The sequence below is a fragment of the Stenotrophomonas sp. 1337 genome, from assembly GCF_031455455.1.
GTDB classification, from domain to species: Bacteria; Pseudomonadota; Gammaproteobacteria; order Xanthomonadales; family Xanthomonadaceae; genus Stenotrophomonas; species Stenotrophomonas indicatrix.
The window spans coordinates 1-25,637 of record NZ_JAVDSR010000008.1 but is presented as its reverse complement, the minus strand read 5'-3'; the positions used below and the strand labels follow the sequence as shown (position 1 = coordinate 25,637).

Below are 25,637 nucleotides of genomic sequence, written 5' to 3'. Positions count from 1 at the left end.
CCGGGCATCGAAACCGGCGGGAGTCGATTCCGGCCGCATTTGTCCCCACAATACAGTCAGGCGGCGCCAGCAGGTGCCGCCTTTTGCATGGCTTTCAACCAAGGAGCGTCACCATGAACACCGCCAGCGGCCTTCCGCCGTCGATCACTGTTTCCACCCTCGACATGGACCGCCTGGACGCCATGCTCGAATCCCCGGCACACAGCCAGACGCCGGCCGCGCGTACGCTTGCCGACGAGCTCAACCGCGCAACCGTGTTGCCGCCAGACCAGATTCCCGAAGGCATCGTCATGATGCATTCGCGCGTGGAGTGCGAAGATGAAGTGTCGGGCGAGAAGCATGTCCTGACCCTGGTCTTCCCCCGCGAAGCCAATGTCGATGAAGGCAAGGTGTCCGTGCTGGCGCCCGTCGGCAGCGCCCTGCTTGGCCTGGCCGTTGGCCAGAGCATCGACTGGACCGCCCCGGGCGGCCGCAAGCTGCGGCTGCGCGTGAGCGCGGTCCACAACGACCGTCCCTGACCTGCGCTGCGAACCGCGCGCGATCAGTTTCCCTGCAATCCCCGCACCAGGAGCCGTAATGAGTACCCCGTCCAAACTGTCCCAGCTGCGCGAACTGTCCGTGGTCGTTGCCGATACCGGTGACTACGAGGCGATCAAGCGCCTGCAGCCGGTGGACTGCACCACCAATCCGACCCTGGTGAAGAAGGCGCTGGACCTGCCGGTCTATGCGGAACTGATCGAACGCGAACTGGCTTGGGGCCGCCAGCAGGGCGGCGACCGCGAGGCCGTGGTGCACGCCGTGGCCGACCGCCTGACCATCGGCGTCGGTGCGCTGCTGAGCACGCTGGTGCCGGGCCGCGTCTCCACCGAAGTGGATGCCGACCAGGCCCACGACACCGCCGCGACCGTGGCCAAGGCCCGTCAATTCATCCAGATGTATGCCGATGCCGGCGTGCCGCGCGAGAAGATCCTGATCAAGATCGCTGCGACCTGGGAAGGCGTGGAAGCCGCGCGCGTGCTGCAGGCCGAAGGCATCGACTGCAACCTGACCCTGATCTTCAACCCCACCCAGGCGCTGGCCTGCAGCGAAGCCGGTGCGTTCCTGATCTCGCCGTTCGTCGGCCGCATCCTGGACTGGTACGTGGCCAACGGCCAGACCCCGGCGAACATCGACGAGGACCCGGGCGTGGTGTTCGTGCGTGGGGTGTATGCCGAATTCAAGCGCCGCGGTTCGCCGACCGTGGTGATGGGCGCCTCGTTCCGTTCGACCGCGCAGATCGAAGCGCTGGCCGGCTGCGACCGCCTGACCATTTCGCCGGACCTGCTTGAGAAGCTCGACGCCGACCACGGCGCGCTGCCGCGCAAGCTGGTGGCCGGTGCCGCTGAAACGGTGCAGGTGACGCCGATCGACGCGGCGAAGTTCGCAGCCGACCTGGCCGCCGATCCGATGGCGACCGAGAAGCTGGCGACCGGTATCGATGCGTTTGCCAAGGATCTGCAGGCGCTGCGCGAGCGCATTCGCTCGGAACTGTGATTCCAGCCAACGGCTGAGCCCCTCGTGGCGGGGGGCTGGGTCGCGAAGAGCGGGTCATGCGTTTGGCAGGGTGGGTAGGCCGTGCAGGGGACGCTGCAAGTACGTCCATGTAAGCTCGGTCGCCGCATCCATGCGGCTCACGCCCCTGCACGGCCTACCCACCCTGCCTTCGACAGTTTCCTGCGGCGGTCCGCCACGGAAGAAAGAAAAGAAGAGCAGAAGCGGGTCGCGCGCTGCGCTTGCTCGCAAGCAAACAAACAAAAAGGACGCGGCGAACGCCGCGTCCTTTTTGTTTTCCATCAGTTCGTCAGTAACCCATGCTCTTGCCCACCGTCACCGGGAAACGGTCGGGGGCGGGGCGGTGTGGGTTGGCAGGACCGTTGGCGCCATGGATGGCGCCATCGAGCCCCCAGGGACGGGTTTACGGCGTGTCCTGCCAACCCACACCGCCCCGCCCAACCCACAGAAACCCAGAGCCGCTTTGGCTTTGGCTTCTGCCCGCCGCAGGCGGACCACCGCGCGTCAGCGCGGCACCTCCACATCCAACCCGATCGGGCAGCTCACGCCGGTACCGCCAATGCCGCAGTAGCCGTTCGGGTTCTTGGCCAGGTACTGCTGGTGATAGTCCTCGGCGTAGTAGTACGTCGGTGCCGGATACACGATCTCGGTGGTGATCGGGCCATACCCCGCTGCAGCCAGCTGCGCCTGGTAGGCCTCGCCACTGGCCAGCGCCGCGGCGTACTGGGCCTCGTCGGCGGCGTGGATCGCCGAACGGTACTGGGTGCCGGTGTCGTTGCCCTGGCGCATGCCCTGGGTCGGGTCGTGGCTTTCCCAGAACAGCTGCAGCAGCCGCTCCAGGCTGACAACCGCCGGGTCGAACACCACCTGCACCACCTCGGTGTGGCCGGTCAGGCCCGAGCAGACCTCTTCATAGGTGGGGTTCGGGGTGATTCCACCGGCATAGCCCACCGAGGTGCTGTACACGCCCGGCTCGTTCCAGAATTTGCGCTCGGCGCCCCAGAAGCAGCCCAGCGCGAAGCGGATCTGCTGCAGGCCGGCGAAACGGTCCTTCAACGGATGGCTGTTCACGAAGTGCTGGTTGCTGTGCAGCGGCAGCGGCTGGTCGCGGCCCGGCAAAGCCTCTTCCGGGCGCGGCAGGCGCTGCTTGAAGGCCCCGATGCCGAGGATGCCCTGTCCGATTCCCAACATGATGCGCTCCTACGCCGGAAGCCCGGCAATGTCGTCGGCATCTGAAATGGGGGCGTCTGCGGCGTGGCCCAAGTCCAGCGCCGCCACGATCTCTTCGGCCTGTGGCCGCGCGGCGTCGGGGATACCGACCCGCAGCACGCCGAACAGCGGCAGCTCGCCCATGCCGCCCAGCAGCGACTCGCCGAACACGAACGCCGGGATGCCGGCGTCTTCCAGCGCGTGCTTGACCAGGTGGGCGTCGAACAGATTGTCGGCCTTGTACACGATGTGCATGCGGCAGCTCCGTGGGACAGGATTCCAGCATACGCCCGGGGGCTGAATGGTGCCGCTGCGCTCGCCGGGCAGCCCTTCCCGGTAAGCGTTAGACTGGCAATCTTTCTGCCTTTCTTTCGCCGACTCATGTCAGAGCACACCCCCGCCAGCCCCGAGACCCCCGCCGACAGCCACGAGAAGCGCGATTTCATCCGCCAGATCGTGCGCGAGGACCTGGCCAGCGGTAAGCACCAGGCGATCAAGACCCGCTTCCCGCCCGAGCCGAACGGCTACCTGCACATCGGCCATGCCAAGTCGATCTGCCTGAACTTCGGCGTCGCCGGCGAGTTCGGCGGCGTCTGCAACCTGCGTTTCGACGACACCAACCCGGCCAAGGAAGACCCGGAGTACGTGGCCGCGATCCAGGACGACGTGCGCTGGCTGGGCTTTGAGTGGAACGAGCTGCGCCATGCGTCGGATTACTTCGACGCCTACTACCTGGCCGCCGAGAAGCTGATCGCCGACGGCAAGGCCTACGTCTGTGACCTGTCGGCCGAGGAAGTGCGCGCCTACCGCGGCACCCTGACCGAACCGGGCCGGCCCTCGCCGTGGCGCGACCGCAGCGTCGAGGAAAACCTGGACCTGTTCCGCCGCATGCGCGCCGGTGAATTCCCCGATGGCGCGCGCACCGTGCGCGCCAAGATCGACATGGCCAGCGGCAACATCAACCTGCGCGATCCGGCCCTGTACCGCATCAAGCACGTCGAACACCAGAACACCGGCAACGCCTGGCCGATCTACCCGATGTATGACTTCGCCCATGCACTGGGCGATTCGATCGAAGGCATCACCCACTCGCTGTGCACGCTGGAGTTCGAAGACCACCGCCCGCTGTACGACTGGTGCGTGGATAACGTCGACTTCGCCCACGATGACGCGCTGACCCAGCCGCTGGTCGACGCCGGCCTGCCGCGCGAAGCGGCCAAGCCGCGCCAGATCGAGTTCTCGCGCTTGAACATCAACTACACGGTGATGAGCAAGCGCAAGCTGATGGCGCTGGTCACCGAACAGCTGGTGGACGGCTGGGAAGACCCGCGCATGCCGACCCTGCAGGGCCTGCGTCGCCGTGGCTACACGCCGGCGGCGATGCGCCTGTTCGCCGAGCGCGTGGGCATCAGCAAGCAGAATTCGCTGATCGATTTCAGCGTGCTGGAAGGCGCGTTGCGCGAAGACCTGGACAGCGCCGCGCCGCGCCGCATGGCCGTGGTCGACCCGGTCAAGCTGGTGCTGACCAACCTGGCCGACGGCCACGAAGAGCAGTTGACCTTCAGCAACCACCCGAAGGACGAAAGCTTCGGTACCCGCGAAGTGCCGTTCGCACGTGAAGTGTGGATCGACCGCGAGGACTTTGCCGAAGTGCCGCCGAAGGGCTGGAAGCGCCTGGTTCCCGGTGGCGAAGTGCGCCTGCGCGGCGCCGGCATCATCCGCTGCGATGAAGTGATCAAGGATGCCGACGGTACCATCACCGAACTGCGCGGCTGGCTGGATCCGGAGTCGCGTCCGGGCATGGAAGGCGCCAACCGCAAGGTCAAGGGCACCATCCACTGGGTCAGCGCGGTGCACGGTGTGCCGGCCGAGATCCGCCTGTATGACCGCCTGTTCTCGGTGCCGAACCCGGACGATGAATCGGAAGGCAAGACCTACCGCGATTACCTCAATCCGGAATCACGTCGCACCGTCATCGGCTATGTCGAGCCGGCAGCTGCCACCGCGGCGCCGGAACAGTCGTTCCAGTTCGAGCGCACCGGCTACTTCGTTGCCGACCGCCGCGACCACACCGCAGCCAAGCCGGTGTTCAACCGCAGCGTGACCCTGCGCGACACCTGGTCGGCCTGAGTACCTGCGCGGGCGCCGCACAGGCGCCCGCGTCATCCCGGCGCATGCCCCATCCCGTGAAGCCGCAGCGCCGACCAGCGGACGCGGCCCGGCCGTGCTGCGCACGTGGCACGCACTGCCGCTGTGCAGCGGATACCGCCATCATCGTCCGTTCTTTCCTACCCATCAGGCCCTGCCATGTCCGCTGCCCCGAGTGCACTTCTGCCGCTGCTGCAACAGGTCCTGCTGGGCCGTGACATCGCCTGCACCGTCGAGGACGACGGACTGCTGCTCGACAGTGGCCTGCACCTGACCCCACACGGTGTCGCCAGCAACGAACGAGACAACGGCGGCTGGCAGACCTCCACCGTCATCGAGACCCGTCACGCGGGCTTGTTCGCCGATGGCCTGTTCGAATACCAGCACGCCAATGGCGCAACCGAACAGGAATCCCTGCTGTCCGGCTTCGAGACCTGGGTGCGGGTGGATCTGGCGACCCTGCAGGCCGCCATCGGCGCTGAAGACGCACCGGATCTGCCGATGATGGGACTGACCTACCCGACCAACGAAGACGGCCGGGAACACGAGCGCACCGTGGTGCTGGGACCGCTGGCCCATTACCGCGCCCGCGAACTGGACGACGCTGCTGCGTGCAGCGAAGACGACCACGGCTCCTGCCCCTGCTGCCTGTTCACCAGGAGCATCGACGCCTTCGACGATCTGCTGAAGGCCCATCACTTCCTGGCCATCCGCCTGTTCGCTTCGCGCGACGAGCAGGGCCAGTGCGAAGCCGACTGCCGGGTCAACGGCCATGACTTCGCCCCTGCCCTGCCGCTGCTGCGCGCCTATGCTGCGCGCTGGCCGCAGGCGGGGCTGGAATTCCGCAAGCAGTACGTGGTGATCCGCACCGGCTCACCCTCACCGGCCTGAATCCAGCGCGCACGCCCGGTACATGCCACTGCCGCTACACTGCGCGCCGACATCTGTTGCACCTGTTCCTTTCACTCCCAACGAGGCACCCCCGCGATGCTGTACGCGCAAGTCCACCTGACCCTTCCCGCCTGGATCCACGACCAGATCGACCTGGATCGTCGATATCCGGGCGACGAGGCCAAGGTCGCGCTGGCGATCGAGCTGTCGCGGCTGAACGTCGACCACGCCAGTGGCGGCCCGTTCGGCGCCGTGGTGTTCGGGCCGGATGACAAGGTGATCGCTGCCGGCGTGAACCGGGTGATGCCGCATTCGACCTCGCTGGCGCACGCCGAGAACATGGCCTACATGCTGGCCCAGCAGCGCCTGCAGACCCCGCGCCTGAACGCGGTGCTGTCGCCGATCACCCTGGCCACCAGCTCGCAGCCGTGCTGCCAGTGCTACGGCGCCACCGTGTGGGCCGGCATCGACCGCCTGCTGATCGGCGCCAGTTCGGCCGACGTGGAAGAACTGACCCCGTTCGATGAAGGCCCGCTGCCGGCCGACTGGGTGGGCGAGCTCAACAAGCGCGGCATCGAAGTGGTGCAGGGCCTGAACCGCGATGCGGCGCGCAGCGTGCTGCGTGCCTATGGGGAAAGCGATGGCGCCCGTTACTGAGGCCGGCATCGGCCTGCTGTGCCTATGCCGGCAGGGCTTCGAGCCCGAGCTGGCCGGCGAACTGCAGTTCCGCGCAGGCGCCGCCGGTTTTGCCGGTTACGCCCGTACCCAGCGCAACGACGGCTACGTGCTCTTCATGTGCGATGAAGCCGTAGCGCTTGCACCGCGACTGCCGTGGCGCGAGCTGATCTTCGCCCGCCAGAAGCTGGTGGTGCTGGCCGAACTGCCGCAGCTGGACCCGGCCGACCGCATCACGCCGATGCTGGACGTGCTGGCCGATGCGCCGCGCTTCGGTGATCTGTGGGTGGAGCATCCCGATTCGGATGCCGGCAAACCGCTGTCCGGGCTCGCGCGTGCCTTCGGCAATGCGCTGCGCCCGGCGCTGCGCAAGGCCGGCAAACTCAGCGACAAACCCAACGCACGCCTGCCGCGCCTGCACGTGGTGTTCGTCGATGGCACGCATGCCTTCATCTGCGTGGCCAACCCGGACGACAGCGCACCCTGGGCGTTGGGCATTCCGCGCCTGAAGCTGTTGCCCGACGCACCCTCGCGCTCGGCATTGAAGCTGGACGAGGCACTGCTGACCCTGCTTGCCCCGGAAGAACGCGAAGCGCTGGTGCGTCCGGGCATGCGTGCGGCCGACCTGGGCGCGGCACCCGGCGGCTGGACCTGGGTACTGACCCGCCAGCACGTGCATGTGCTGAGCATCGACAACGGCCCGCTGCGCCAGCACGTACTGGACACCGGCCTGGTCGAACACCTGCGCGCCGATGGCTTCCATTGGCACCCGGAGCAGCCGCTGGACTGGATGGTCTGCGATATGGTCGAGCAGCCGCGTCGCGTCGCCGAACGCATGGCCACCTGGTTCCGCGAGGGCTGGTGCAGGCACGCGATCTTCAACCTGAAGCTGCCGATGAAGAAGCGCTGGGATGAAACCCGCCTGTGCCTGGACCTGTTCCAGGAGCAGGCCGGCAAGCCGCTGGTGGTACGTGCCAAGCAGCTGTACCACGACCGTGAGGAAATCACGGTGCTGGCGTCGCCGCTGCGCTGATGAACACCCTGCGCATATCCCTGCTGCTGTGTACCGCGGTGCTGGCGTCGCCGGCACTGGCACAACCGGCGCGCCCGCAGCCGGCACAAAGTGCTCCGCTGCGCGATGACAGTGGCGTGGTCCGCCAGCAGTCACTGTCGGCCGGCCGCGTGACCGGCAGCGTCGACATCGTGGTGCCGCTGGGCGAAACCCCGGTAACGGTGCGCTCGCTGGCGCCGGCCAGCGTGGTCGGCCAGTACCGCATCCATTTCGCCGAGCTGGACGTGAACGCTGATGGTTTCATCAGCCGTGACGAAGCACTGGCCAATCCGGCGCTTTCCGATGAGTTCAACGCATTGGACAGCAAGCGTCGCGGCAAGCTGGACCGCGCTGACCTTGCCGGCTGGCTGATCAATTGAACCGATTCCGGTAGCGCCGGGCCATGCCCGGCGGGATCGGTGAACCGCGCTGCGCGCTCGCCGGGCAGGGCCCGGCGCTACCGGCGGATGATCCGGGGCTCGCGCGCCAACCAAGGTTGGCGTCTACAGAAGCGATTCGCTGCAGACCGGCATGACCCGCTTTTGGTAGGTGCCAACCTTGGTTGGCACAAGGCCGGAAGGCTCTCACTCCAGCTGGGCCGAGGGTGCCCGATCGACGCGCCAACCAAGGTTGGCATGTACCAGAGCCTCGCCGTCACACCCCTGCGGCGCGCTTCCAGAAGGCCTGCACAAGCGGCGGCCACTTGCCTACGCAGCCCAGCGCGCGGCCACGCGCCAGGGTCAGGTGCATCTCGTCGTTGGAGAACAGCCGGTTGATCGCGTCGAAGCTGTAGGCGGCGATCTGGTTGTCGCTGCGACGCTCACGCGCCCAGCGCTGCACGCGCTGCGGCGACAACCGGGGTTGTCCACGCCGTTCGGCCGACGGCGCCAGCCAGTGCTGCAGGGCGGCGACATCGCGCAGGCCAAGATTGACGCCCTGCCCGGCCAGCGGATGCACCACGTGGGCGGCATCGCCCAGCGCCAGCACGCGACCGGCCACGTAGTGGCGGGCCAGCTGCCGGCGCAGCGGGAAGGCCGCGCGCGGCGAGGCCAGCCGCAGTTCACCCAGGCGCGCGGCGAAAGCGCGGGTCAGTTCACGATTGAATGCGTCTTCGTCCAGGGCCAGTACGCGTGCGGCCTCGTCGTCGGGCAATGTCCAGACGATGGAACTGCGGCGCTCGGCCACCGGCAACAGCGCCAGCGGACCGGTCGGCAGGAAGCGCTGCCAGGCCGTGGCCTGGTTGGGCAGCTCGCTGTCCACATAGGCGACTACACCGCGCTGCTGGTAATCGTGGCGCTCGACCTCGATCCCGGCCAGTCCGCGCAGGGTCGATTCAGCGCCGTCGGCAGCCACCGCCAGTGCGGCTTCGATGCGACGGCCATCATCCAGGCGCAGGCGCACAGCGTGCTCGTCCTGCTCAAGCGCTTCCACGCGCGCCGGGCAATGCAGCTCCACGCCAGCTGCCGGCAGCGCCGCCCACAGGCGATCCTGCAGCAAGCCGTTCTCGACGATGAAACCCAGCTCGCGACGGCCGAAGCGATCGGCGTCGAACAGCAGGTCGTCGCCACCGGCCGCGTCCCACACCTGCATGCGCCGGTATGGCCAGGCGCGTGCCTGCGCGATCGTCGGCCACACGCCGAGACGCTCAAGCAACTGCACGTTGTCGGCGGCGAAGGCGAACACCCGCAGATCCGGCTGTGCGGCCTGCCATGGTGCCGGTTCACGCCCTTCCACCAGCGTTACGGCAAGGCCGGCATCGGCCAGCGCCAGCGCACAGGCGGCGCCGACCACACCGCCGCCCACAATGGCCACGTCCAGGCGTGCGCGCCGGTTCATGCGGCTTCTCCACGGCACAGGCGCGGCACATCGCCACGGAAGCCCATCGCACCACCAACCAGCATCGACTGCACCGAGGCGCGCTGTGCGGCCACCAGGCCAAGGCTGCGCAGGGGGCGCAGCAGCGGCGCCGGATTGCTGGTCAGCCGGGCAAGGCCGCCGGAGAACGCCACCGTCTGCCGTCGATCTTCTTCGCGGCGGTCCACGTAGGATCGCAACAGTGCATCGCTGCCGGCATCACCCTCCACTTCCAGCAGCTCGGCCAACGTCAATGCGTCGCGCAGGCCGAGGTTGAAACCCTGCGCACCCAGCGGGTGGATGGTCTGCGCGGCATTGCCCAGCAGCACCGTGCGCTCCCCCACCAGCGCGCGCGCCAGTACCTGGATCAGCGGATAGGCACTGCGCGGGCCGGAGTCGAGCAGGCGGCCCGCCCGCCAGCCGATGGCCTGCTGCAGGCGCTGCAGCCAGGCAGCGTCGTCCAGCGCCATCACCGCCTCGGCCTGGTCACGGGCAACCCCGTGCACGGTACCGAAATGGCGGTCGCCACGCGGCAGCAACGCCGTCGGGCCGGTATCGGTGAAACGCTCCCAGGCGGTGCCATCGGGCGCGCGCTGGCTGCGCACGCGGGCCACGAACAGCGTCTGCTGGAAGTCGTGGCGATCAACGTCGATGCCCAACGCATCGCGCACGCCGCTGCTGGTGCCGTCGGCACCGACCACCAGCCGCGCCAGCAGCACCCGCTCGCCACTGTCATCGGCCACCCGCACCTGGCGGTAGCCGTCAATCACCTCGCCCAGGCCAAGGAAACGCATCGGCCGGTAGCGGCGCAGCCGTGACAACTCCTGCAGCCGGCTTTCCAGCGCCTGGCCGAAATCACGCGCCACCACCACCTGGCCGAACCATGGCCGGTCGTACTCTGCGGCATCGAGCTGCACCCGGCCGAAATCGCCGGCGCGGCTGACATGGATGCGGCGGATCGGACCGGGCGCCATCGACAGCTTCTGCATGACCCCCAGCGCGGTCAGCGCGTTGATCGTGGCGGCGGCAAAACTGAGGTTGCGCTGGTCGAACACCGCCGGCAGTTCCCCGGCCGGGCTGGCTTCGAGCAGGCCCACGTCGCGGCCCAGGCGGTCCAGGGCGATGGCCAGGCTGGCACCCACCAGACCGCCACCGACGATCAGCACGTCATGTCGTTCACTCATGGGCGCATGATACGCGCTCGCCGCGCCGGCATGCCCCACGCCGCCCCGCCTGCGCCAAGCGCCGCGCCGGGCTAGAATGAAACCTGAATCCGCTCCGGCCCACCGCCATGTCCGACTCCGCCCCCCGCGCCTTCGTCCTGTCAGTGCTCGTGCTGTTGCTGGCTGCGACCCGCGTCAATCACTTCGCGGCAATCCCGGACGCCTCCTGGGCGGTGTTCTTCATCGGCGGCTTCTATCTCGCCCGCTGGACCCGCTGGGCGTTCCCGCTGCTGATGGTGTTCGCGGTGCTGGTCGACTGGATCGTGATCCGCAGCAGCGGCCTCGACTTCTGGCAGCACTACTGCGTATCGCCGGGCTACTGGCTGCTGTTGCCGGCGTACTTCGCGATGTGGGCCGGTGGCATGTTGCTGGGTCGCAACTACCGCAGCGCACAGTGGTCGGTGCTGGGCAAGGGTGCCTTGCTGCTGGTGGCGTCGGTGGCGCTGTGCCATCTGCTGGCGCAGGGCGGTTTCTACTGGACCAGCCAGAACGTGGCCGAGCCGACCGTGGCCGGATGGGCACAGAACTACGCCCAATGGTTCGGCCCTTACCTGCGCACCACCGCGATCTACGTGGCCTTGGCCGCCGCACTGCAGCTGGCCGTGGAGCAGGTGCTCAAGCTCCTGCAGGCCCGCCGCGACATCCACCACTGAGCCACGCCATGGGTCATCGCCTCTCGCGCATCTACACCCGCACCGGCGACGACGGCAGCACCGGCCTGGGTGACGGCAGCCGGGTCGGCAAGGATGACCTGCGTGTTGCGTCCTATGGCACCGTCGATGAAGCCAACGCCACGCTCGGCCTGTTGTTGGCCGTGCCGCTGCCGGAGGACGTCCGCGCACTGGTGGTGCACCTGCAGCACCAGCTGTTCGATCTGGGCGCCGAACTGTGCATTCCCGGCCATGCCGCGATCCACGCCGCTGATGTGTCGGCGCTGGAACAGCAGCTGGACCACTACAACGCCGACCTGCCGATGCTGAAGGAGTTCATCCTGCCGGCCGGTGGCGAGGCCGCCGCGCGCTGCCACCTGGCGCGCACCGTGGTCCGCCGCGCCGAGCGCGACACGGTCGCCCTGGCCCGCGTGGAACCGGTACGCAACGAGGCGCTGCAGTACCTCAACCGGCTGTCAGACCTGCTGTTCGTGCTGGCCCGGGTGCTGGCACGGGCCGATGGCCACGGCGAAGCGCTGTGGCAACCACAGCATCGCCAGCGCTGAGCCGCCGTGCTGGTCTTCACCCATCCCGCCTGCCTGCTGCACGATCCGGGCCCTGGCCATCCTGAATGCCCGCAACGCCTGCAGGTGGTGCTCGACGCGCTGCACGAGGCCTTCCCCGGCCAACTGGATTGGCGCGAAGCGCCGCCGGCCAAGTTCGGTGAACTGACCCGGGTCCACGACAGTGCGCTGCTGGATCTGGTACTGCAACCGCAGAGCGCACCGCTGCGCCAGCTGGACATGGACACCTGGACCTCGCCGGGCTCGGCCAGCGCCGCGGTGCACGCCGCCGGCGCAGGTGTCGCGGCCGTCGATGCGGTGATGCTGGGCGAGGATCCGCTGGCCTTCTGCGCGGTGCGCCCGCCCGGCCACCATGCCACCAGCAGCACCGCGATGGGCTTCTGCCTGCTCAACAACATCGCCATCGCCGCCGCCTACGCCCGCGACCGCCACGGTCTGGAGCGGATCGCAGTGGTCGACTTCGACGTCCACCACGGCAACGGCACCCAGGACATCTTCCAGCACGACGCACGGGTGTCCTACTACAGCACCCACCAGGCCGGGCTGTTCCCCGAGTCCGGCCTGCGCCGTGACCGCGGCGCCGGCAACCTGATGAACATCCTGCTGCCGCCCGGCAGTGGTGGCTTCCGCTTCCGCAACGTCTGGGCCGACGAGATGCTGCCGGCGATCGACGACTTCCGCCCCCAGCTGCTGCTGATCTCGGCAGGCTTCGACGCCCACCTGCGCGACCCGCAGGCCGACCTGATGCTGGAGACCGACGATTTCGCCTGGATCACCCGCGAACTGCACGCGCTGGCACGCCGCCATGCCGCCGGCCGGGTGGTGTCGATGCTGGAGGGAGGATACGACCTGCAGGCCTTGGCCGAGTGCAGCGTGGCCCACCTGCAGGCACTGATGGCGACGCCTTCCGGCAGCGGGCCTGGATGAACCCGAACCGGCAACCCGGGGAGGCCTTCATTGCCCCTATGCAAGGGATGGGGCAAGCTACCGTCCGTTTTCGCCCGAATCCGAACCGCGTGCGCCGAGCCCTCCGCCTGCTTCCCCTGCCCCTGAGCATCGCCGTCTGCCTTCCGGCATGGGCTGATGACAAGCCGCTCAACTGGGGCCTTTGCCCGGCCACCGACGTGATCCCTGCGTTCACCGACGCACCGACCCCGGTGCCCGGCCAGGACAAGGCTGCCGCCAGCGCTGCGCGCGAACAGCAGCCCACCGACATCGAGGGCGACCAGCTGCTGGGCACCACCACCGTGCCGCAGTACCAGGGCAACGTGGCGCTGCGCCGGGGCGACCAGTTCGTGGGCACCGACAAGCTCAGCTTCGATACCGAAAGCGGCAACTATGTCGCCGACGGCAACGTCCGTTACCAGGATGCCTCGATCCGGATGGTCGCCAAGCGCGCCGAGGGCAACCAGGAAAGCGACACCCACAAGATCACCGACATCCAGTACCAGCTGGTGTCCCGCCGCGGCAACGGTGAAGCCGAATCGGTCGACCTGCAGGGCGCGGTCGGGCAGATGCACCGCTCCACCTACACCACCTGCGACCCGTCGCAGCCGGTGTGGAAGCTGACCGCCCCGGAAATCGAAGTCGACAACGACGAAGGCTTCGGCACCGCCCGCAACGCGGTGCTGCGGATCGGCAAGGTGCCGGTGCTGTGGGCGCCCTACTTCAAGTTCCCGATCGATGACCGGCGCAAGACCGGCCTGCTGTTCCCGCAGCTGGGCATGTCCGGCCGCAACGGTTTCGATTACGCACAGCCGATCTACTTCAACCTGGCGCCGAACTACGACGACACGTTGACCCCGCGTTACATGAGCCAACGCGGCCTGATGCTCGACAACGAGTTCCGCTACCTCTACAACGGCGGCCGCGGCGAACTGCTGACCGCGTTCATGCCCAACGACAAACTGCGCGACCGCGACCGCGGCCGGGTGATGTTCGGCGGCTACCACAACCTCGACGACCACTGGCAGGCCCGCGCCAACCTGGCCTGGGTCAGCGACGAACGCTACGTGGAAGACTTCGCCAACCGCCTGGTGGGCGTCACCGCGTCAAACCTGCAGAGCACCGTCGGCCTGTACGGCACCGGCAAGAACTGGACGGCCGGCATCATGGCCGACCGCTGGCAGCTGACCGACTACACCCTCAACGAGAGTGCGCTGGCCTACAACCGCCAGCCGCGCCTGTACTTCAACTGGGACAAGCCGCTGCTGCCGTGGCTGGAGACCGGTGTCTACGCCGAGGCCGTGCGCTTCACCCACGACGACATCAACTTCAAGTACGGCGCCGATGCGGGACCGGACCTGCAGTACACCCGCAACGGCAGCCGGCAGACCGAGGGCATCGGTGTCAGCGGCGGCTCGCGACTGGACCTGAAACCGTACGTGTCGTTCCCGATCAGCGGCGCGGCCTGGTATGTCACGCCCACGCTTGCCTACCGCTATACCGGTTACCAGCTGGACCGTGGACTGGTTGATGGCGTGAACGGCATCCGCGGCCAGATCCTGCGCTCGCAGGGCATCGACCCGGCCACCGCTACCCCCGAACAGCTGCGCGGCAACACCTCGCCCAGCCGCAGCCTGCCGATCGCCAGCCTCGATGCCGGCCTGTTCTTCGACCGTGAGACGAAGATCGGTGGCAAGTCGTTCCTGCAGACCCTGGAACCGCGCCTGTTCTACCTGCGCACGCCCTACCGCGACCAGGACGAGCTGCCGATCTTCGATACCCGCGACTTCACCTTCAGCTGGGGCCAGCTGTTCCGCGATTCGCGCTATACCGGCGCCGATCGCCAGAACGACGCCAACCAGCTGACCGTGGCCCTGAGCACCCGCTTCATCGACCAGACCACCGGCAAGGAGCGTTTCTCGGCCTCCATCGGCCAGATCCAGTACTTCGACGAGTCGCGGGTGAGCGTGGTCCCCGGTGGCGCGCCGGTTGAAAAGGGCAAGTCGGCCTGGATCGCCGACGGCAACTACATGATCAACGACCGCTGGACCCTGGGCGCCACCTATCAGTGGGACCCCAAGTACAAGCGCGAGGATCTGGCCAGCGTGCGCGCCCGCTACCTGATGTCCAACGACGGCGTGGTCAACCTGACCTACCGTTACCGCATCAATTCCGGCGCCCCCGCCACCGCCAACAAGCATGACCGCACCCTGCTGGAACAGGCCGACCTGTCGTTCCTGTACCCGCTGAACGAGCGCTGGAGCCTGGTCGGCCGCTACTACTACTCGATCCAGGACAAGGAACCGCTGGAGATCATCGGTGGCGTACAGTGGGACAGCTGCTGCCTGGCCGTGCGCGCCGTGGCCCGCCGCTACGTACGCAACCGCGAAGGCGAAATGAACAACTCCATCCAGCTCGAGTTCGTGCTCAAGGGCTTGAGCTCCCTCGGCCAGGACACGGACCGCACTTTGCGCCGTGCTATCCTCGGCTACAACCGCGACGACCTCTATCTCGTGCCGCCCAGCAACACCGGAGCGACCCGCGATGACTACGATCCGAATCAGATCCCATGACCAAGAGCTTCCCCGTTCTCCTCGCATCGCTTCTGGCGGTGTCCAGCGTGTCCGCCCCCCTGCAGGTTCTTGCGCAGGAGGCCCAGCCGTTGGATCGCATCGCTGCTGTCGTCGATGAGGACGTGATCCTGCAGAGCGAGCTCCAGCGTGCGATCGCCAACATCAAGGCGCAGTACGCCGGCCGCGAGGCCCAGCTGCCGCCCGATGACGTGCTCAGCCGCCAGGTGCTCGAGCGCCTGGTGCTGGTCAAGCTGCAGGTGGCCCGTGCCCAGGGCAGCGGCATCCGTGTCAGCGACCAGGAACTGACCCAGGCGATGAATGCCATCGCCCAGCAGAACGGCTCGACCCTGGATGCCCTGCGCCAGCGCCTGGCCAGTGACGGTATCGATTTCAACGATTTCCGCGCCTCGGTGCGTGACGAGATCACCGTGCAGCGCCTGCGCCAGAGCTTCGCGCAGAGCCGCATCAGCGTCAGCGAAGGCGAGGTCGATGCTGCCCTGAAGCAGCAGGCCGATGCCGGCAACCAGTTCCACCTCGCACACATCCTGGTCGCCCTGCCCGATGGTGCCAGCGCCGAGCAGATCGCCACCGGCCAGAAGAAGGCTGATGGCGTGAAGGCCCTGCTGGACAAGGGCGAACTGGACTTCAATGCGGCGGCCGTGCGCTATTCCGACAGCCCCAATGCGCTGGAAGGCGGCGACCTCGGCTGGCGCACCCTGGATGAAATCCCGGCCGCGTTCGCACAGACGATGCAGCAGATGAAGCCCGGCGAAGTGGTCGGCCCGATCCGTGGCCCGAGCGGCTTCCAGCTGCTGAAGCTGGTGGAAGTGCGTGACGCCAGCGCGGCGGCAGGCACCCACACGGTCACCGAGTACCACGGCCGCCATATCCTGGTGCGCGTGGACGATGCCCAGTCCGACGCGGCCGCCAAGGCCAAGATCGACACCCTGCGTGCGCGTATTGCCGGCGGTGCCGACTTCCAGCAGGTGGCCAAGGAATCGTCCGAGGACACCAACAGCAAGGGCCAGGGCGGCGATCTGGGCTGGTTCCCGGCCGACGCGTTCGGCCCGGCCTTCGGCCAGCAGGTGGCAGGCATCCAGGACGGCGGCGTAAGCCAGCCGTTCCGCACCGATGCGGGCTGGCACATCGTGCAGCGCGTGGGCACCCGCCAGACCGACGTCGGCAGTGACAACCAGCGCGCCCAGGTCCGCGAGACCATCGGTCGCCGCAAGCTGGAAGACGAGTACAACCGCTTCCTGCAGGAGCTGCGTGGCGAAGCCTACGTCAGCTTCCGCAGCGGTGACCGGGCGGAAAATACCGCCACGCCTCCGCAGTCCTGAGCCATGCTCCCCGAGCTCGCTCTGGTACCGGGCGAGCCCGCCGGGATCGGCCCGGAACTGTGTGTCCGACTGGTCCAGCAGCCGCGCGATGATTGCCGGCTGCTGGCATTCGCCGATCCGGACACCCTGCGCGCGGCCGCAGCCGCGCTGGATCTGCCCCTGCAACTGCTGCCCGAGGACGCACACGCACGTGTCCCCGGCGATCTGCGCCTGCGCGCCGTCGCCAACAGCGCCCCCAGCCGTTTCGGCCATACCGACCCTGCCAACGCAGGTGCGGTGATCGGCGCCCTGCTCGGTGCGGGCCAGGCCTGCCTGTCCGGTGAACTGCACGGCGTGGTGACCGGCCCGGTGCACAAGGCGGTGATCAACCAGGGCGGCATCGCCTACAGCGGCACCACCGAACTGCTGGCCGACCAGGCCGGGGTGAAGGTGGTGATGATGCTGGCCAACGACATCGTCCGCGTTGCCCTGGCCACGACCCACCTGCCGCTGCGTGAGGTTGCCGATGCGATCACCGCGCCCGGCCTGGAACACACCCTGCGCACCGTGCATGCCGCGCTGCGCCGCGAGTTCGGCCTGGCCGCACCGCGCATCGCCGTGCTTGGCCTGAACCCGCATGCCGGCGAAGACGGCCACCTCGGCCGCGAGGAACTGGATCTGGTCATCCCGCTGCTGCAGCGCCTGCGCAGCGAGGGCATGGACCTGATCGGTCCGCTGCCGGCCGATACCGCGTTCCTGCCGGCCAAGCTGGCCGGCTTCGACACCGTGCTGGCCATGTACCACGACCAGGGCCTGCCGGTGCTGAAGTACTCCGGCTTCGAGCAGGCGGTGAACCTGACCCTGGGCCTGCCCTATCCGCGCGTGGCGGTCGACCACGGCACCGCGCTGGATCTTGCCGGCCGCGGCATTGCCGATCCTTCCAGCCTGCGGGCCGCCACAACGCTGTGTGCGCGGCTGGCGCGGCAACGTACACTGAGCACATGACTTCCCCGCATTCCCCCTCCGGCCCGGTGTTTTCCGCCCCGGCCAAGAAGCAGCTCGGCCAGCACTTCCTTGCCGACCGCTACTACATCGACAAGATCGTGATGGCGGTCAATCCCAAGGACGGCGACCGCCTGGTCGAGATCGGCCCGGGCCAGGGTGCGATCACCCTGCCGCTGCTGCGCGTGCACCCGAAGATGACGGTGATCGAGTTCGACCGCGACCTGATCGCGCCGTTGACCGCCGCCGCCGAGCCCCTGGGTGAACTGACCATCGTCAACCGCGACGTGCTGCGGGTCGATTTCACCGAGCTGGCCGACGGACAGCCGATCCGCCTGGTCGGCAACCTGCCCTACAACATCTCCTCGCCCATCCTGTTCCATGCACTGGAACATGCTGCGGTGGTCTCGGACATGCACTTCATGCTGCAGAAGGAAGTGGTCGACCGCATGGCTGCCGGTCCCGGCAGCAAGGTGTTCGGCCGCCTCAGCGTGATGCTGCAGGCCTACTGCGAGGTGACCTCGCTGTTCGTGGTGCCGCCGGGTGCGTTCAGGCCGCCGCCGAAGGTCGATTCGGCCGTGGTGCGCCTGGTACCGCGCGACCCGGCCAGCATCGACATCAAGGACCACAAGCGCTTCGCCGAGGTGGTCAAGGCCGCCTTCGGCCAACGCCGCAAGACCCTGCGCAATGCCCTGAACAACGTGGTCAGCGCCGAGCAGTTCGTGGCCGCCGGCGTGCGCCCCGATGCCCGCGCCGAACAGCTGGACGTGGCTGAATTCATCGCTTTGGCCAATGCCACCTGATTACACTGCCGGTATGGAAGACGCTGACGTTTATGCCATCTCCGTCGAAGTCGCCCCGCGCTTCCTCGACGACCAATCCGCGCCGGAAGACGGTCGTTATGCGTTCGCCTATACGATCCGCATCCACAACCAGGGCCGCGTTGCCGCGCGCCTGGTCGCACGCCACTGGCGCATCACCGATGCCAATGGCCGCGTCGAGCATGTCGATGGCGATGGCGTGATCGGCGAACAGCCGCGACTGCGTCCGGGTGAAGACTTCCATTACACCTCGGGTGTCATGCTCGGCACCGAGCACGGCACGATGCAGGGCCATTACGACATGGTGGCCGACGACGGCACCGAATTCGCCGCGCCGGTCGCACCCTTCGTGCTGGCCATCCCGCGCACCCTGCACTGACACGGAGGCCGAACGATGAGTGTATGGGCGATCGGCGACCTGCAAGGCTGCTATGACGTAACCCAGCGCCTGCTGGAGAAGATCCGGTTCGATCCGGCGCAGGACACCCTGTGGTTCTGCGGCGACCTGGTCAACCGCGGTGGACAGTCACTGGAAACCCTGCGGCTGGTGCATTCGCTGCGCGAACACAGCGTGGTGGTGCTCGGCAACCACGACCTTTCCCTGCTGGCCGTCGGTGCGCGAACCGAGGAAGAGCAGCGCAAGGTCAACCCGGACCTGCTGCGCATCGTCCAGGCCGAAGACCGCGATGTGCTGCTGGACTGGCTGCGCCTGCAGAAGCTGGTGCACGTGGACCGCGAGCTTGGCTGGATGATGGTGCATGCCGGCCTTGCGCCGAAGTGGACCACGCAGATGGCCGAGAAGCATGCGGCCGAAGTGGAAGTGCAGCTGCACGGCGCCGGCTACCGCAAGCTGTTCCGCAACATGTACGGCGACAAGCCCAGCTGGGCGCCGAACCTGACCGGCTACGAGCGCTCGCGGGCGATCATCAACGTGCTCACGCGCATGCGCTACTGCACCTCGCGCGGCCGCATCGGCATCGAGGACAAGGGCACGCCGGGCACCCAGGAGCAGGGGCTGTATCCCTGGTTCGAAGTGCCGGGCCGGGTCGAGCGCGACCTGAAGGTGGTCTGCGGCCACTGGTCCGCGCTCGGCCTGACCATCACCCAGGGCATCCACGCGATCGACACCGGTGCCGTGTGGGGTGGCAAGCTCACCGCGATCCAGCTCGACACCGATGAGCTGCGCGTGGTGCAGGTACCGGGACGCGACGTACCGGCACCGGTCGCCAACGCGCGGCCGCCCGCGCGACCGGCACACGAGCGCACGGCAGGCAAGGACAACAGCCAGGGCAACGGCAACGCTGCAACGGCTGGCGCCCCGGGCAACCGTGGTCCGCGCCGCCGCCGCCGCCGTGGTGGTGGCGGTGGTGGCAACAACAACGGAACGCCTCCTTCGGCATGACGCCCGGCAACCGCGCACCATGGACGGTGCTGCTGCTAACGCTGGCCCTGGCCAGCGGCTGCCAGCCCTCATCGTCGCCAGCGACTGCCGGCGCCGACGCTACCGCCGCCCCTGCATCAGCTCCTGCACCTTCGCCGCCGCTGGTCGCTGCCGCACGCGCACAGGTCGGCGTCACCACCCGCTACGACCCTGCCTATCAGGTACTGGCCTACCCCGGTGGCGACGTGCCCGCTGATCGCGGCGTATGCACCGACGTGGTGGTCCGCGCCCTGCGTACGCAGGGGCTGGACCTGCAGGTCCGCGTGAATGAAGACATGCGCGCTGATTTCAGCGCCTATCCGCCCCTCTGGGGCCTGTCCCGACCGGATCGGAACATCGACCACCGGCGCGTGCCCAACCTGATGCGCTGGTTCGACCGCCACGGCTGGCAGCAACCGATCAGTGCCCTTCCCAGCGACTTCGCTGCCGGCGACATCGTGGCCTGGAAGCTCAATGGCAACGGCCTGCTGCACGTGGGCATCGTTTCCGACCGGCGCCTGGCCGACGGTACGCCGCTGGTACTGCACAACATCGCGCGCGGTACGCGGGAAGAGAACCTGCTGTTCCAGCACACCATCATCGGCCACTACCGGATGCCGTAGAACGATCCTGTAGAGCCGAGCACGGCCAGGCTCTACAGGACGCCGCGCTCAGCGGCGGACGTAATGCACGAAGCGGAACGCGTAGGCGTGACGCTCATCGGCCGGGTGCGGCTCACTGGCCACCTCCTGCCAGAGGCGCTCATCCACCTCCGGGAAATGGGTATCGGCCGGTACTTCGGCATACACCCAGGTCAGGTACAGATCACTGGCCTGGTCCAGCAGCTGGCGGAAGATCTCGCCGCCACCAATGATGCACAGCTCGCTGGCGCCCTCGCCCTCTGCAATCGCTTTCGCCTCGTCCAGCGAGGCCACCGCGCGCATGCCCTCGAACGGCACCTGGCCGCTGCGGGTCAGCACCAGGTTCGTTCGGCCGGGCAGCACGCGGCCAATCGATTCGGCGGTCCTGCGCCCCATCAGGATCGGCTTGCCCAGGGTCAACGCCTTGAAGTGCCTGAAATCGTCCGGCAGGTGCCAGGGCATGGCGTTGCCCTGGCCGATGCCACGATTGCGATCCAGTGCAACGATCATCGAAAGTTTCATGGTGCGGCCTCCTCAGCTGGCGTCGATCTGCAGGCGTGTACAGGCCTCGTTGGCGGCACTGGCCGCGCGCAGCGCCGCAGCCAGCGCCGGGTTCGACGTGGAATTCTCGTCCAGGCCTTCGAGGATCCTGTCCATCTGCGCGTCCTCGATCTCCTTCAGGCCCGGTCCCGACAGGATGTCCCTGGACAGCGTGGCAACGTCGGTGCTGCCGCTGCGCGCCAGGAATCCCTGCAGATCCTTGCTGGAATAGACCACCGCCAGGCGCTGCTCAAGCTCATGCTGGTAGGCGGGTTCTTCGATGCCAGCCTTCAGGTGTTCGGCCATCGCCGCGTACATGCCGGTCACCGCTTCGCGCACCTGTGCCTGGCAGCCGGCCGGCATGTCGCTGGGCAGTGGCGCGCTGCCATCGAGCGTCCGGACGAAGCGCTGCAATTCCCCGCGCATGTGCTTGTGCACGATCTGCTCGTTGACCTGCCGGGCCAATGCGAGGGTGTCTGCAGGCGCCGCCTGCACCAGGCTCAACGGCGCCAGGCCAGCCAACGCCAGCAGTGCCGCAACGCGTGGGCGCGCGCTCATACCGCCACCGGCGCCTTGATCGCCGGATGCGGATCGTAGCCATCAATGCGGACGTCATCGAACTGGAAGCCGAACAGATCGGTCACCTCCGGGTTCAACCACAGCGTCGGCAGCGCGCGCGGTTCACGCGACAGCTGCTCGCGGGCCTGCTCGAAGTGGTTCGAATACAGGTGCGCGTCGCCCAGCGTGTGCACGAAATCGCCGACGCCCAGGCCGGTGGCCTGCGCCACCATGTGGGTCAGCAATGCGTAGCTGGCGATATTGAACGGTACGCCGAGGAAGATGTCACCACTGCGCTGGTACAGCTGGCAGCTGAGCTTGCCGTCGACCACGTAGAACTGGAACAGGTTGTGGCACGGCATCAACGCCATCTGCGAGAGCTCGCCCACGTTCCAGGCACTGACCACCAGCCGCCGCGAATCCGGATTACGCTTGATCTCGTCCACCAGCCACTGCATCTGGTCGATCTCGCCGCCGTCGGCCGTGGCCCAGCTGCGCCATTGCTTGCCGTACACCGGGCCGAGGTCGCCGTTCTCGTCGGCCCACTCGTCCCAGATGCGCACCTGGTTGTCCTTGAGGTAACCGATGTTGGTATCGCCCTTCAGGAACCACAGCAGCTCGTGGATGATCGAGCGCAGGTGCAGCTTCTTGGTGGTGACCAGCGGGAAGCCGTCGTTGAGGTTGAAGCGCATCTGCCAGCCGAACACGCTGCGGGTGCCCGTACCGGTGCGGTCGCTCTTCTCCGCGCCGTGTTCGAGCACGTGCGAGAGCAGGTCCAGGTAGGCCTTCATGCCTTGCCCTCCGCCGTCACCAGCGGCTGCGGCTGCAGCACCGGCGCGCGGCGCGACATCACCAGCAGCACCAGGCCGAAGGCGATCAGCGGCACGCACAGGATCTGGCCCTTGGTCAGCCAGCCGAAGGCCACGTAGACGCCGTTGTCGGGCATGCGCACGAACTCGACGGCGAAGCGGAAGATGCCATACAGCAGCGCGAACAGGCCGCCGATGAGATAGCGATGGCGCGGCTTGGCCGACACCGTCCACAACACCGCGAACATCACCAGCCCTTCCAGCAGCGCTTCATACAGCTGCGACGGATGGCGCGCGAACTGGTTGAGCGCACCGCTGGCGAACTGCGACTGCAGGGTGGCGTGATCGAGCTGGTTCAACGGTGCCGGCAGGCCGGAAGGGAACACCACGCCCCAGCGGCCGTCGGTGTACTTGCCCCACAGCTCGGCGCCGATGAAGTTGCCGATGCGGCCAAAGCCCAGGCCCAGCGGCACCAGTGGCGCCATGAAATCCATGGTGTCGAAGAAGTGCAGCGCATGCTTGCGCGACCACCACCAGCAGGCCGCGATCACGCCGAGCAGGCCACCGTGGAAGCTCATGCCGCCATCCCACACCTTGAACAGCAGCAGCGGGTTGTGCAGGAAATCGCCCAGCGCGTAGAACAGCATGTAGCCGATGCGCCCGCCCAGCACTACGCCGAGCATGGCGTAGAACAGCAGGTCGGAGAAGCCGTTGGCGTCGACGCCCGGCAGGCGCCCGTCGGCGATCCGCTTGCGCCCCAGCAGCCAGGCGGCGGTGAAGCCGAGCAGGTACATGATGCCGTACCAGTGCACCTTGATCGGTCCCAACGAGAGGGCGATGGGGTCGATGTCGTGGAAATAGATCATGAAGGACGCCTTGCAGGGATGCCGATATTCTAGCGCCGCCCGGGAGCGGCCTCGTCGTGGCCGCCGTCGCCCGATTGCCGGGCTTCAGCCCAGGATCTGCGGCGCGTCCGGCAGGCCGTCCTGATCGGACCGCGCCGAGGCCGGAAAGTGCCCTTCCACCAGGGAGGAAACCTCGTCGATGGCATCGCGCAGCGCCGCCACCGGCTGCGCGCCGCGCAGGCCTTCGCGCAGATGCGTGCAGACCCGCTGCCACTGCTCGGGCGCGACCCGCCCCTGCAGTCCACGGTCGGCCACGATCTCGATGGCGTGGTCGGCCAGCAGCAGGTAGATCAGCACGCCGTTGTTGTGCGCGGTATCCCAGGTGCGCAGGCGCGCGAAGGCATGCTCGGCCGCCTGCCGCGGGGTGACCTTGTGCCACAGCGCATGCAGTGGCAGATCGGCCTCCACGGCAAACATCACCTGGCCGCCATGGCGCTGCTCGCCCGCGGCGATCGCCTCGGTGATCGCCTGCAGCGTGGCCGGCGGGAACGCCCGCCGTACCGATGGCGAAAACAGATGCCTGCACAGACGTTGGATCATCACCAGCCTCCCGACGCGCCGCCGCCGCCGGAACGGCCACCACCGCCGCCCCAGCCGCCGCCACCGCCAAACCCACCCCCGCCGCCGAAGCCGCCGCCGCCCCAGCTACCTCCGCCCCAACCGCCACCACCGGCGAAACGCCCCGGATGGCCGGACAACATCGCCACCACCAGGCCCACCACGCCGGCCAGGCCACTGGCCAGCAAGGTGGAAGTGAACAGGAAGGCGGCTACCGCCGCTCCAGCACCACCCAGCAGGCCGCGCAGCGGACGCGGTACCCGCGAGAACACGCCGCGCAGGATGCTGCCGGCGAACACGCCGATGAACAACGCCAAGATCCAGGTATCACCGCCCCCGTCCGGGGCGCGTCCCTGCTGGCTGCTGACCGGCGCCGGCAGGGCTTCGCCGTCGATGATCCTCACCAGCACCGCCGTGGCCTCGGTGATGCCACCGGCATAGTCATTGGCGCGGAAGCGTGGCACCAGGTATTCCTGGATCACCCGGTTGGCGATCGCGTCGGGAATCGCACCTTCCAGGCCATAGCCCGGTTCGATACGCACCCGCCGATCGTCCTTGGCCACCACCAGCAGCACGCCGTCATCCACGCCCTTGCGACCGATCTGCCACTGATCGAACACCCGGGTGGTGTACTGGGCGATGTCTTCCGGCTGCGTGGTCGGCACCACCAGCACCTGCATCTGGCTGCCCTTGCGCTGCTGCAGGTCCAGCGCCTGCTGCACCAGCGCCTGCTTCTGCGCGGCATCCAGGGTGCCGGTGGTATCGACCACCGGCGAATCCAGCGCCGGAATCGGCGCCAGCGTCTGCGCCTGCACGGTCATCGGCAGCCACAGCAGCAGGGCCAGCAGTGTGGCGGCCAGGCGCATCGGTCAGTGGCCCGGAGCCGGGGCCGGCTGCTGCTGCGGCGCGTTGCCGAAATCAACCGCCGGCGCGTTGGAAATCTGCGCTTCGTTTTCCACGGTGAAGTTCGGCTTGGGCTGGTAGCCGAAGATCTTGGCGGTGATCAGCTGCGGGAACGAGCGGATGTAGGTGTTGTAGTCCTGGACCTGCTGGATGTAGCGGCCACGGGCAACGGTGATGCGGTTCTCGGTGCCTTCCAGCTGCGCCTGCAGGTCGCGGAAGTTCTGGTCGGACTTCAGCACCGGGTAGTTCTCGGTAACCACCAGCAGGCGCGACAGCGCACTGCCCAGTTCGCCCTGGGCCTGCTGGAACTGCTTGAGCGAGGCTTCATCGTCGGCGTTGACGTTGATCTGGCCAACGCGCGAACGGGCGTTGGTGACTTCGGTCAGCACGCGTTCTTCCTGGCTGGCGAAACCTTTCACGGTCTGCACCAGGTTGGGCACCAGGTCGGCGCGGCGCTTGTACTGGTTGAGCACTTCGGACCAGCTGGCCTTGACCGCTTCGTCCTTCTGCTGGATGGCGTTGTAGCCGCAGCCGGACAGCAGGGAGGCCAGCAGCAACAATGGGATGAGGCGGGTCAACAGGCGCATGGCCAAGGCTCCGGGTGGACTGAGCGCCGAGCATGCCATGGTCGGTGTTAACGGACGTGTGGAGAGTGCCGGGCATCGGGCGCCGCCCCCTCCGCGGTGGTCATGTCTGCTGGATATCGGGGGGGGGCCGGGGGGGGGGGGGTTGGCTGGGGAGGGGGTGGGGCGGGCGAGGATGGCAGGGGGGCCCCCGACAAGGGGGGCAAGCCCCACCCCCACCCAC

28 protein-coding genes are annotated in these 25,637 nt (G+C 67.8%); 17 read left to right on the top strand and 11 right to left on the bottom strand.

Annotated elements, in window-relative coordinates:
• Window positions 1–113 precede the first annotated feature (113 nt).
• Both rnk and J2X70_RS12420 read left to right on the top strand, forming a co-directional pair.
• A complete protein-coding gene (rnk, locus tag J2X70_RS12425; protein ID WP_025877946.1) occupies window positions 114–518 on the top strand; it encodes a nucleoside diphosphate kinase regulator in 405 nt (134 codons plus the stop codon).
• A 58-nt stretch (window positions 519–576) separates the two neighbouring features.
• On the top strand, window positions 577–1,533 hold the full coding sequence (locus J2X70_RS12420; protein ID WP_025877945.1) for a transaldolase: 957 nt from the start codon (window positions 577–579) through the stop codon (window positions 1,531–1,533).
• Window positions 1,534–2,055: 522 nt separating this feature from the next.
• Here J2X70_RS12420 and msrA read toward each other — a convergent pair.
• Window positions 2,056–2,721, bottom strand: coding sequence for a peptide-methionine (S)-S-oxide reductase MsrA (msrA, locus tag J2X70_RS12415; RefSeq protein WP_309910708.1), 666 nt, complete (start codon window positions 2,719–2,721; stop codon window positions 2,056–2,058).
• A gap of 30 nt (window positions 2,722–2,751) precedes the next feature.
• Window positions 2,752–3,015, bottom strand: a complete 264-nt coding sequence (locus tag J2X70_RS12410) for a DUF2007 domain-containing protein (RefSeq protein WP_025877942.1) — start codon at window positions 3,013–3,015, stop codon at window positions 2,752–2,754.
• A 126-nt stretch (window positions 3,016–3,141) separates the two neighbouring features.
• On the opposite strand from J2X70_RS12410, the gene J2X70_RS12405 reads away from it, so the two are divergent.
• The 5 genes from J2X70_RS12405 to J2X70_RS12385 all read left to right on the top strand — a co-directional run bounded on the left by J2X70_RS12405 (window position 3,142) and on the right by J2X70_RS12385 (window position 7,905).
• Window positions 3,142–4,890, top strand: a complete 1,749-nt coding sequence (locus J2X70_RS12405) for a glutamine--tRNA ligase/YqeY domain fusion protein (RefSeq protein ID WP_025877940.1) — start codon at window positions 3,142–3,144, stop codon at window positions 4,888–4,890.
• A 177-nt stretch (window positions 4,891–5,067) separates the two neighbouring features.
• Complete coding sequence (locus tag J2X70_RS12400; protein WP_309910568.1) at window positions 5,068–5,799, top strand: DUF6348 family protein; 732 nt, start codon at window positions 5,068–5,070, stop codon at window positions 5,797–5,799.
• Window positions 5,800–5,895: 96 nt separating this feature from the next.
• Window positions 5,896–6,456, top strand: coding sequence for a nucleoside deaminase (locus J2X70_RS12395; protein ID WP_033830398.1), 561 nt, complete (start codon window positions 5,896–5,898; stop codon window positions 6,454–6,456).
• Window positions 6,440–7,507: a 23S rRNA (cytidine(2498)-2'-O)-methyltransferase RlmM gene (gene rlmM, locus J2X70_RS12390; RefSeq protein WP_309910566.1), complete on the top strand. Its 1,068-nt coding sequence runs from the start codon at window positions 6,440–6,442 to the stop codon at window positions 7,505–7,507. The genes J2X70_RS12395 and rlmM overlap by 17 nt, the downstream gene beginning before the upstream one ends.
• Entirely contained in the window at window positions 7,507–7,905 is a 399-nt protein-coding gene (locus J2X70_RS12385) for an EF-hand domain-containing protein (RefSeq protein WP_140227960.1), read from the top strand. The genes rlmM and J2X70_RS12385 overlap by 1 nt, the downstream gene beginning before the upstream one ends.
• A 274-nt stretch (window positions 7,906–8,179) precedes the next feature.
• Here J2X70_RS12385 and J2X70_RS12380 read toward each other — a convergent pair whose 3' ends face one another.
• Both J2X70_RS12380 and ubiH read right to left on the bottom strand, forming a co-directional pair.
• Window positions 8,180–9,361: a UbiH/UbiF family hydroxylase gene (locus J2X70_RS12380; protein WP_059066055.1), complete on the bottom strand. Its 1,182-nt coding sequence runs from the start codon at window positions 9,359–9,361 to the stop codon at window positions 8,180–8,182.
• Window positions 9,358–10,563, bottom strand: a complete 1,206-nt coding sequence (ubiH, locus tag J2X70_RS12375) for a 2-octaprenyl-6-methoxyphenyl hydroxylase (protein ID WP_099782905.1) — start codon at window positions 10,561–10,563, stop codon at window positions 9,358–9,360. The genes J2X70_RS12380 and ubiH overlap by 4 nt, the downstream gene beginning before the upstream one ends.
• 107 nt (window positions 10,564–10,670) lie before the next feature.
• On the opposite strand from ubiH, the gene J2X70_RS12370 reads away from it, so the two are divergent.
• From J2X70_RS12370 to J2X70_RS12325, 10 genes are all read left to right on the top strand, one after another.
• On the top strand, window positions 10,671–11,255 hold the full coding sequence (locus tag J2X70_RS12370; RefSeq protein ID WP_025877927.1) for a hypothetical protein: 585 nt from the start codon (window positions 10,671–10,673) through the stop codon (window positions 11,253–11,255).
• Between the two features lie 8 nt (window positions 11,256–11,263).
• Entirely contained in the window at window positions 11,264–11,818 is a 555-nt protein-coding gene (locus J2X70_RS12365) for a cob(I)yrinic acid a,c-diamide adenosyltransferase (protein WP_223483368.1), read from the top strand.
• 6 nt (window positions 11,819–11,824) lie between these two features.
• Window positions 11,825–12,763, top strand: coding sequence for a histone deacetylase family protein (locus J2X70_RS12360; RefSeq protein WP_223483369.1), 939 nt, complete (start codon window positions 11,825–11,827; stop codon window positions 12,761–12,763).
• An 89-nt stretch (window positions 12,764–12,852) separates the two neighbouring features.
• Window positions 12,853–15,354, top strand: coding sequence for an LPS-assembly protein LptD (gene lptD, locus J2X70_RS12355; RefSeq protein WP_223483370.1), 2,502 nt, complete (start codon window positions 12,853–12,855; stop codon window positions 15,352–15,354).
• Window positions 15,351–16,694 carry a peptidylprolyl isomerase gene (locus tag J2X70_RS12350; RefSeq protein ID WP_032974943.1) on the top strand — a complete coding sequence of 448 codons (1,344 nt, stop codon included), beginning with the start codon at window positions 15,351–15,353 and terminating at the stop codon, window positions 16,692–16,694. Before lptD ends, J2X70_RS12350 begins: the two co-directional genes overlap by 4 nt.
• Before the next feature lie 3 nt (window positions 16,695–16,697).
• The gene (pdxA, locus tag J2X70_RS12345; protein ID WP_059066050.1) at window positions 16,698–17,678 is read left to right on the top strand and encodes a 4-hydroxythreonine-4-phosphate dehydrogenase PdxA; all 981 of its coding nucleotides are present in this window, start codon (window positions 16,698–16,700) and stop codon (window positions 17,676–17,678) included.
• A complete protein-coding gene (rsmA, locus tag J2X70_RS12340) occupies window positions 17,675–18,478 on the top strand; it encodes a 16S rRNA (adenine(1518)-N(6)/adenine(1519)-N(6))-dimethyltransferase RsmA (protein ID WP_025877916.1) in 804 nt (267 codons plus the stop codon). The genes pdxA and rsmA overlap by 4 nt, the downstream gene beginning before the upstream one ends.
• A gap of 13 nt (window positions 18,479–18,491) precedes the next feature.
• Window positions 18,492–18,875, top strand: a complete 384-nt coding sequence (apaG, locus tag J2X70_RS12335; RefSeq protein ID WP_025877914.1) for a Co2+/Mg2+ efflux protein ApaG — start codon at window positions 18,492–18,494, stop codon at window positions 18,873–18,875.
• Window positions 18,876–18,890: 15 nt separating this feature from the next.
• Window positions 18,891–19,898 carry a symmetrical bis(5'-nucleosyl)-tetraphosphatase gene (locus J2X70_RS12330; protein ID WP_059066049.1) on the top strand — a complete coding sequence of 336 codons (1,008 nt, stop codon included), beginning with the start codon at window positions 18,891–18,893 and terminating at the stop codon, window positions 19,896–19,898.
• Complete coding sequence (locus tag J2X70_RS12325) at window positions 19,895–20,539, top strand: DUF1287 domain-containing protein (RefSeq protein ID WP_025877912.1); 645 nt, start codon at window positions 19,895–19,897, stop codon at window positions 20,537–20,539. The genes J2X70_RS12330 and J2X70_RS12325 overlap by 4 nt, the downstream gene beginning before the upstream one ends.
• Before the next feature lie 48 nt (window positions 20,540–20,587).
• Here J2X70_RS12325 and J2X70_RS12320 read toward each other — a convergent pair whose 3' ends face one another.
• From J2X70_RS12320 to J2X70_RS12290, 7 genes are all read right to left on the bottom strand, one after another.
• Entirely contained in the window at window positions 20,588–21,079 is a 492-nt protein-coding gene (locus tag J2X70_RS12320; RefSeq protein WP_059066048.1) for a dihydrofolate reductase, read from the bottom strand.
• A 12-nt stretch (window positions 21,080–21,091) separates the two neighbouring features.
• Window positions 21,092–21,655 carry a hypothetical protein gene (locus tag J2X70_RS12315; RefSeq protein WP_309910556.1) on the bottom strand — a complete coding sequence of 188 codons (564 nt, stop codon included), beginning with the start codon at window positions 21,653–21,655 and terminating at the stop codon, window positions 21,092–21,094.
• The gene (locus J2X70_RS12310) at window positions 21,652–22,446 is read right to left on the bottom strand and encodes a thymidylate synthase (protein WP_223483371.1); all 795 of its coding nucleotides are present in this window, start codon (window positions 22,444–22,446) and stop codon (window positions 21,652–21,654) included. Before J2X70_RS12310 ends, J2X70_RS12315 begins: the two co-directional genes overlap by 4 nt.
• Window positions 22,443–23,330 (bottom strand): prolipoprotein diacylglyceryl transferase, encoded by an 888-nt coding sequence (lgt, locus tag J2X70_RS12305; RefSeq protein WP_059066047.1) that lies wholly within the window; start codon window positions 23,328–23,330, stop codon window positions 22,443–22,445. The genes J2X70_RS12310 and lgt overlap by 4 nt, the downstream gene beginning before the upstream one ends.
• An 84-nt stretch (window positions 23,331–23,414) precedes the next feature.
• A complete protein-coding gene (locus tag J2X70_RS12300) occupies window positions 23,415–23,909 on the bottom strand; it encodes a TPM domain-containing protein (protein WP_309910552.1) in 495 nt (164 codons plus the stop codon).
• The gene (locus tag J2X70_RS12295) at window positions 23,909–24,793 is read right to left on the bottom strand and encodes a TPM domain-containing protein (protein ID WP_025877904.1); all 885 of its coding nucleotides are present in this window, start codon (window positions 24,791–24,793) and stop codon (window positions 23,909–23,911) included. Before J2X70_RS12295 ends, J2X70_RS12300 begins: the two co-directional genes overlap by 1 nt.
• A 3-nt stretch (window positions 24,794–24,796) precedes the next feature.
• Window positions 24,797–25,417 (bottom strand): LemA family protein, encoded by a 621-nt coding sequence (locus J2X70_RS12290; protein ID WP_025877902.1) that lies wholly within the window; start codon window positions 25,415–25,417, stop codon window positions 24,797–24,799.
• Window positions 25,418–25,637: the final 220 nt, after the last annotated feature.

Excerpts from the sequence above, each read along its gene's own strand:
- apaG (WP_025877914.1), top strand. The coding sequence starts at position 18,492 with ATGGAAGACGCTGACGTTTATGCCATCTCCGTCGAAGTCGCCCCGCGC.
- J2X70_RS12300 (WP_309910552.1), bottom strand. The coding sequence starts at position 23,909 with ATGATCCAACGTCTGTGCAGGCATCTGTTTTCGCCATCGGTACGGCGG.
- J2X70_RS12410 (WP_025877942.1), bottom strand. The coding sequence starts at position 3,015 with ATGCACATCGTGTACAAGGCCGACAATCTGTTCGACGCCCACCTGGTC.
- J2X70_RS12400 (WP_309910568.1), top strand. The coding sequence starts at position 5,068 with ATGTCCGCTGCCCCGAGTGCACTTCTGCCGCTGCTGCAACAGGTCCTG.
- J2X70_RS12315 (WP_309910556.1), bottom strand. The coding sequence starts at position 21,655 with ATGAGCGCGCGCCCACGCGTTGCGGCACTGCTGGCGTTGGCTGGCCTG.
- J2X70_RS12330 (WP_059066049.1), top strand. The coding sequence starts at position 18,891 with ATGAGTGTATGGGCGATCGGCGACCTGCAAGGCTGCTATGACGTAACC.
- J2X70_RS12365 (WP_223483368.1), top strand. The coding sequence starts at position 11,264 with ATGGGTCATCGCCTCTCGCGCATCTACACCCGCACCGGCGACGACGGC.
- rlmM (WP_309910566.1), top strand. The coding sequence starts at position 6,440 with ATGGCGCCCGTTACTGAGGCCGGCATCGGCCTGCTGTGCCTATGCCGG.
- J2X70_RS12320 (WP_059066048.1), bottom strand. The coding sequence starts at position 21,079 with ATGAAACTTTCGATGATCGTTGCACTGGATCGCAATCGTGGCATCGGC.
- J2X70_RS12420 (WP_025877945.1), top strand. The coding sequence starts at position 577 with ATGAGTACCCCGTCCAAACTGTCCCAGCTGCGCGAACTGTCCGTGGTC.
- J2X70_RS12395 (WP_033830398.1), top strand. The coding sequence starts at position 5,896 with ATGCTGTACGCGCAAGTCCACCTGACCCTTCCCGCCTGGATCCACGAC.
- J2X70_RS12310 (WP_223483371.1), bottom strand. The coding sequence starts at position 22,446 with ATGAAGGCCTACCTGGACCTGCTCTCGCACGTGCTCGAACACGGCGCG.
- J2X70_RS12350 (WP_032974943.1), top strand. The coding sequence starts at position 15,351 with ATGACCAAGAGCTTCCCCGTTCTCCTCGCATCGCTTCTGGCGGTGTCC.
- J2X70_RS12325 (WP_025877912.1), top strand. The coding sequence starts at position 19,895 with ATGACGCCCGGCAACCGCGCACCATGGACGGTGCTGCTGCTAACGCTG.
- J2X70_RS12385 (WP_140227960.1), top strand. The coding sequence starts at position 7,507 with ATGAACACCCTGCGCATATCCCTGCTGCTGTGTACCGCGGTGCTGGCG.
- pdxA (WP_059066050.1), top strand. The coding sequence starts at position 16,698 with ATGCTCCCCGAGCTCGCTCTGGTACCGGGCGAGCCCGCCGGGATCGGC.
- J2X70_RS12380 (WP_059066055.1), bottom strand. The coding sequence starts at position 9,361 with ATGAACCGGCGCGCACGCCTGGACGTGGCCATTGTGGGCGGCGGTGTG.
- lgt (WP_059066047.1), bottom strand. The coding sequence starts at position 23,330 with ATGATCTATTTCCACGACATCGACCCCATCGCCCTCTCGTTGGGACCG.
- J2X70_RS12370 (WP_025877927.1), top strand. The coding sequence starts at position 10,671 with ATGTCCGACTCCGCCCCCCGCGCCTTCGTCCTGTCAGTGCTCGTGCTG.
- J2X70_RS12290 (WP_025877902.1), bottom strand. The coding sequence starts at position 25,417 with ATGCGCCTGTTGACCCGCCTCATCCCATTGTTGCTGCTGGCCTCCCTG.
- rsmA (WP_025877916.1), top strand. The coding sequence starts at position 17,675 with ATGACTTCCCCGCATTCCCCCTCCGGCCCGGTGTTTTCCGCCCCGGCC.
- J2X70_RS12295 (WP_025877904.1), bottom strand. The coding sequence starts at position 24,793 with ATGCGCCTGGCCGCCACACTGCTGGCCCTGCTGCTGTGGCTGCCGATG.
- ubiH (WP_099782905.1), bottom strand. The coding sequence starts at position 10,563 with ATGAGTGAACGACATGACGTGCTGATCGTCGGTGGCGGTCTGGTGGGT.
- rnk (WP_025877946.1), top strand. The coding sequence starts at position 114 with ATGAACACCGCCAGCGGCCTTCCGCCGTCGATCACTGTTTCCACCCTC.
- J2X70_RS12405 (WP_025877940.1), top strand. The coding sequence starts at position 3,142 with ATGTCAGAGCACACCCCCGCCAGCCCCGAGACCCCCGCCGACAGCCAC.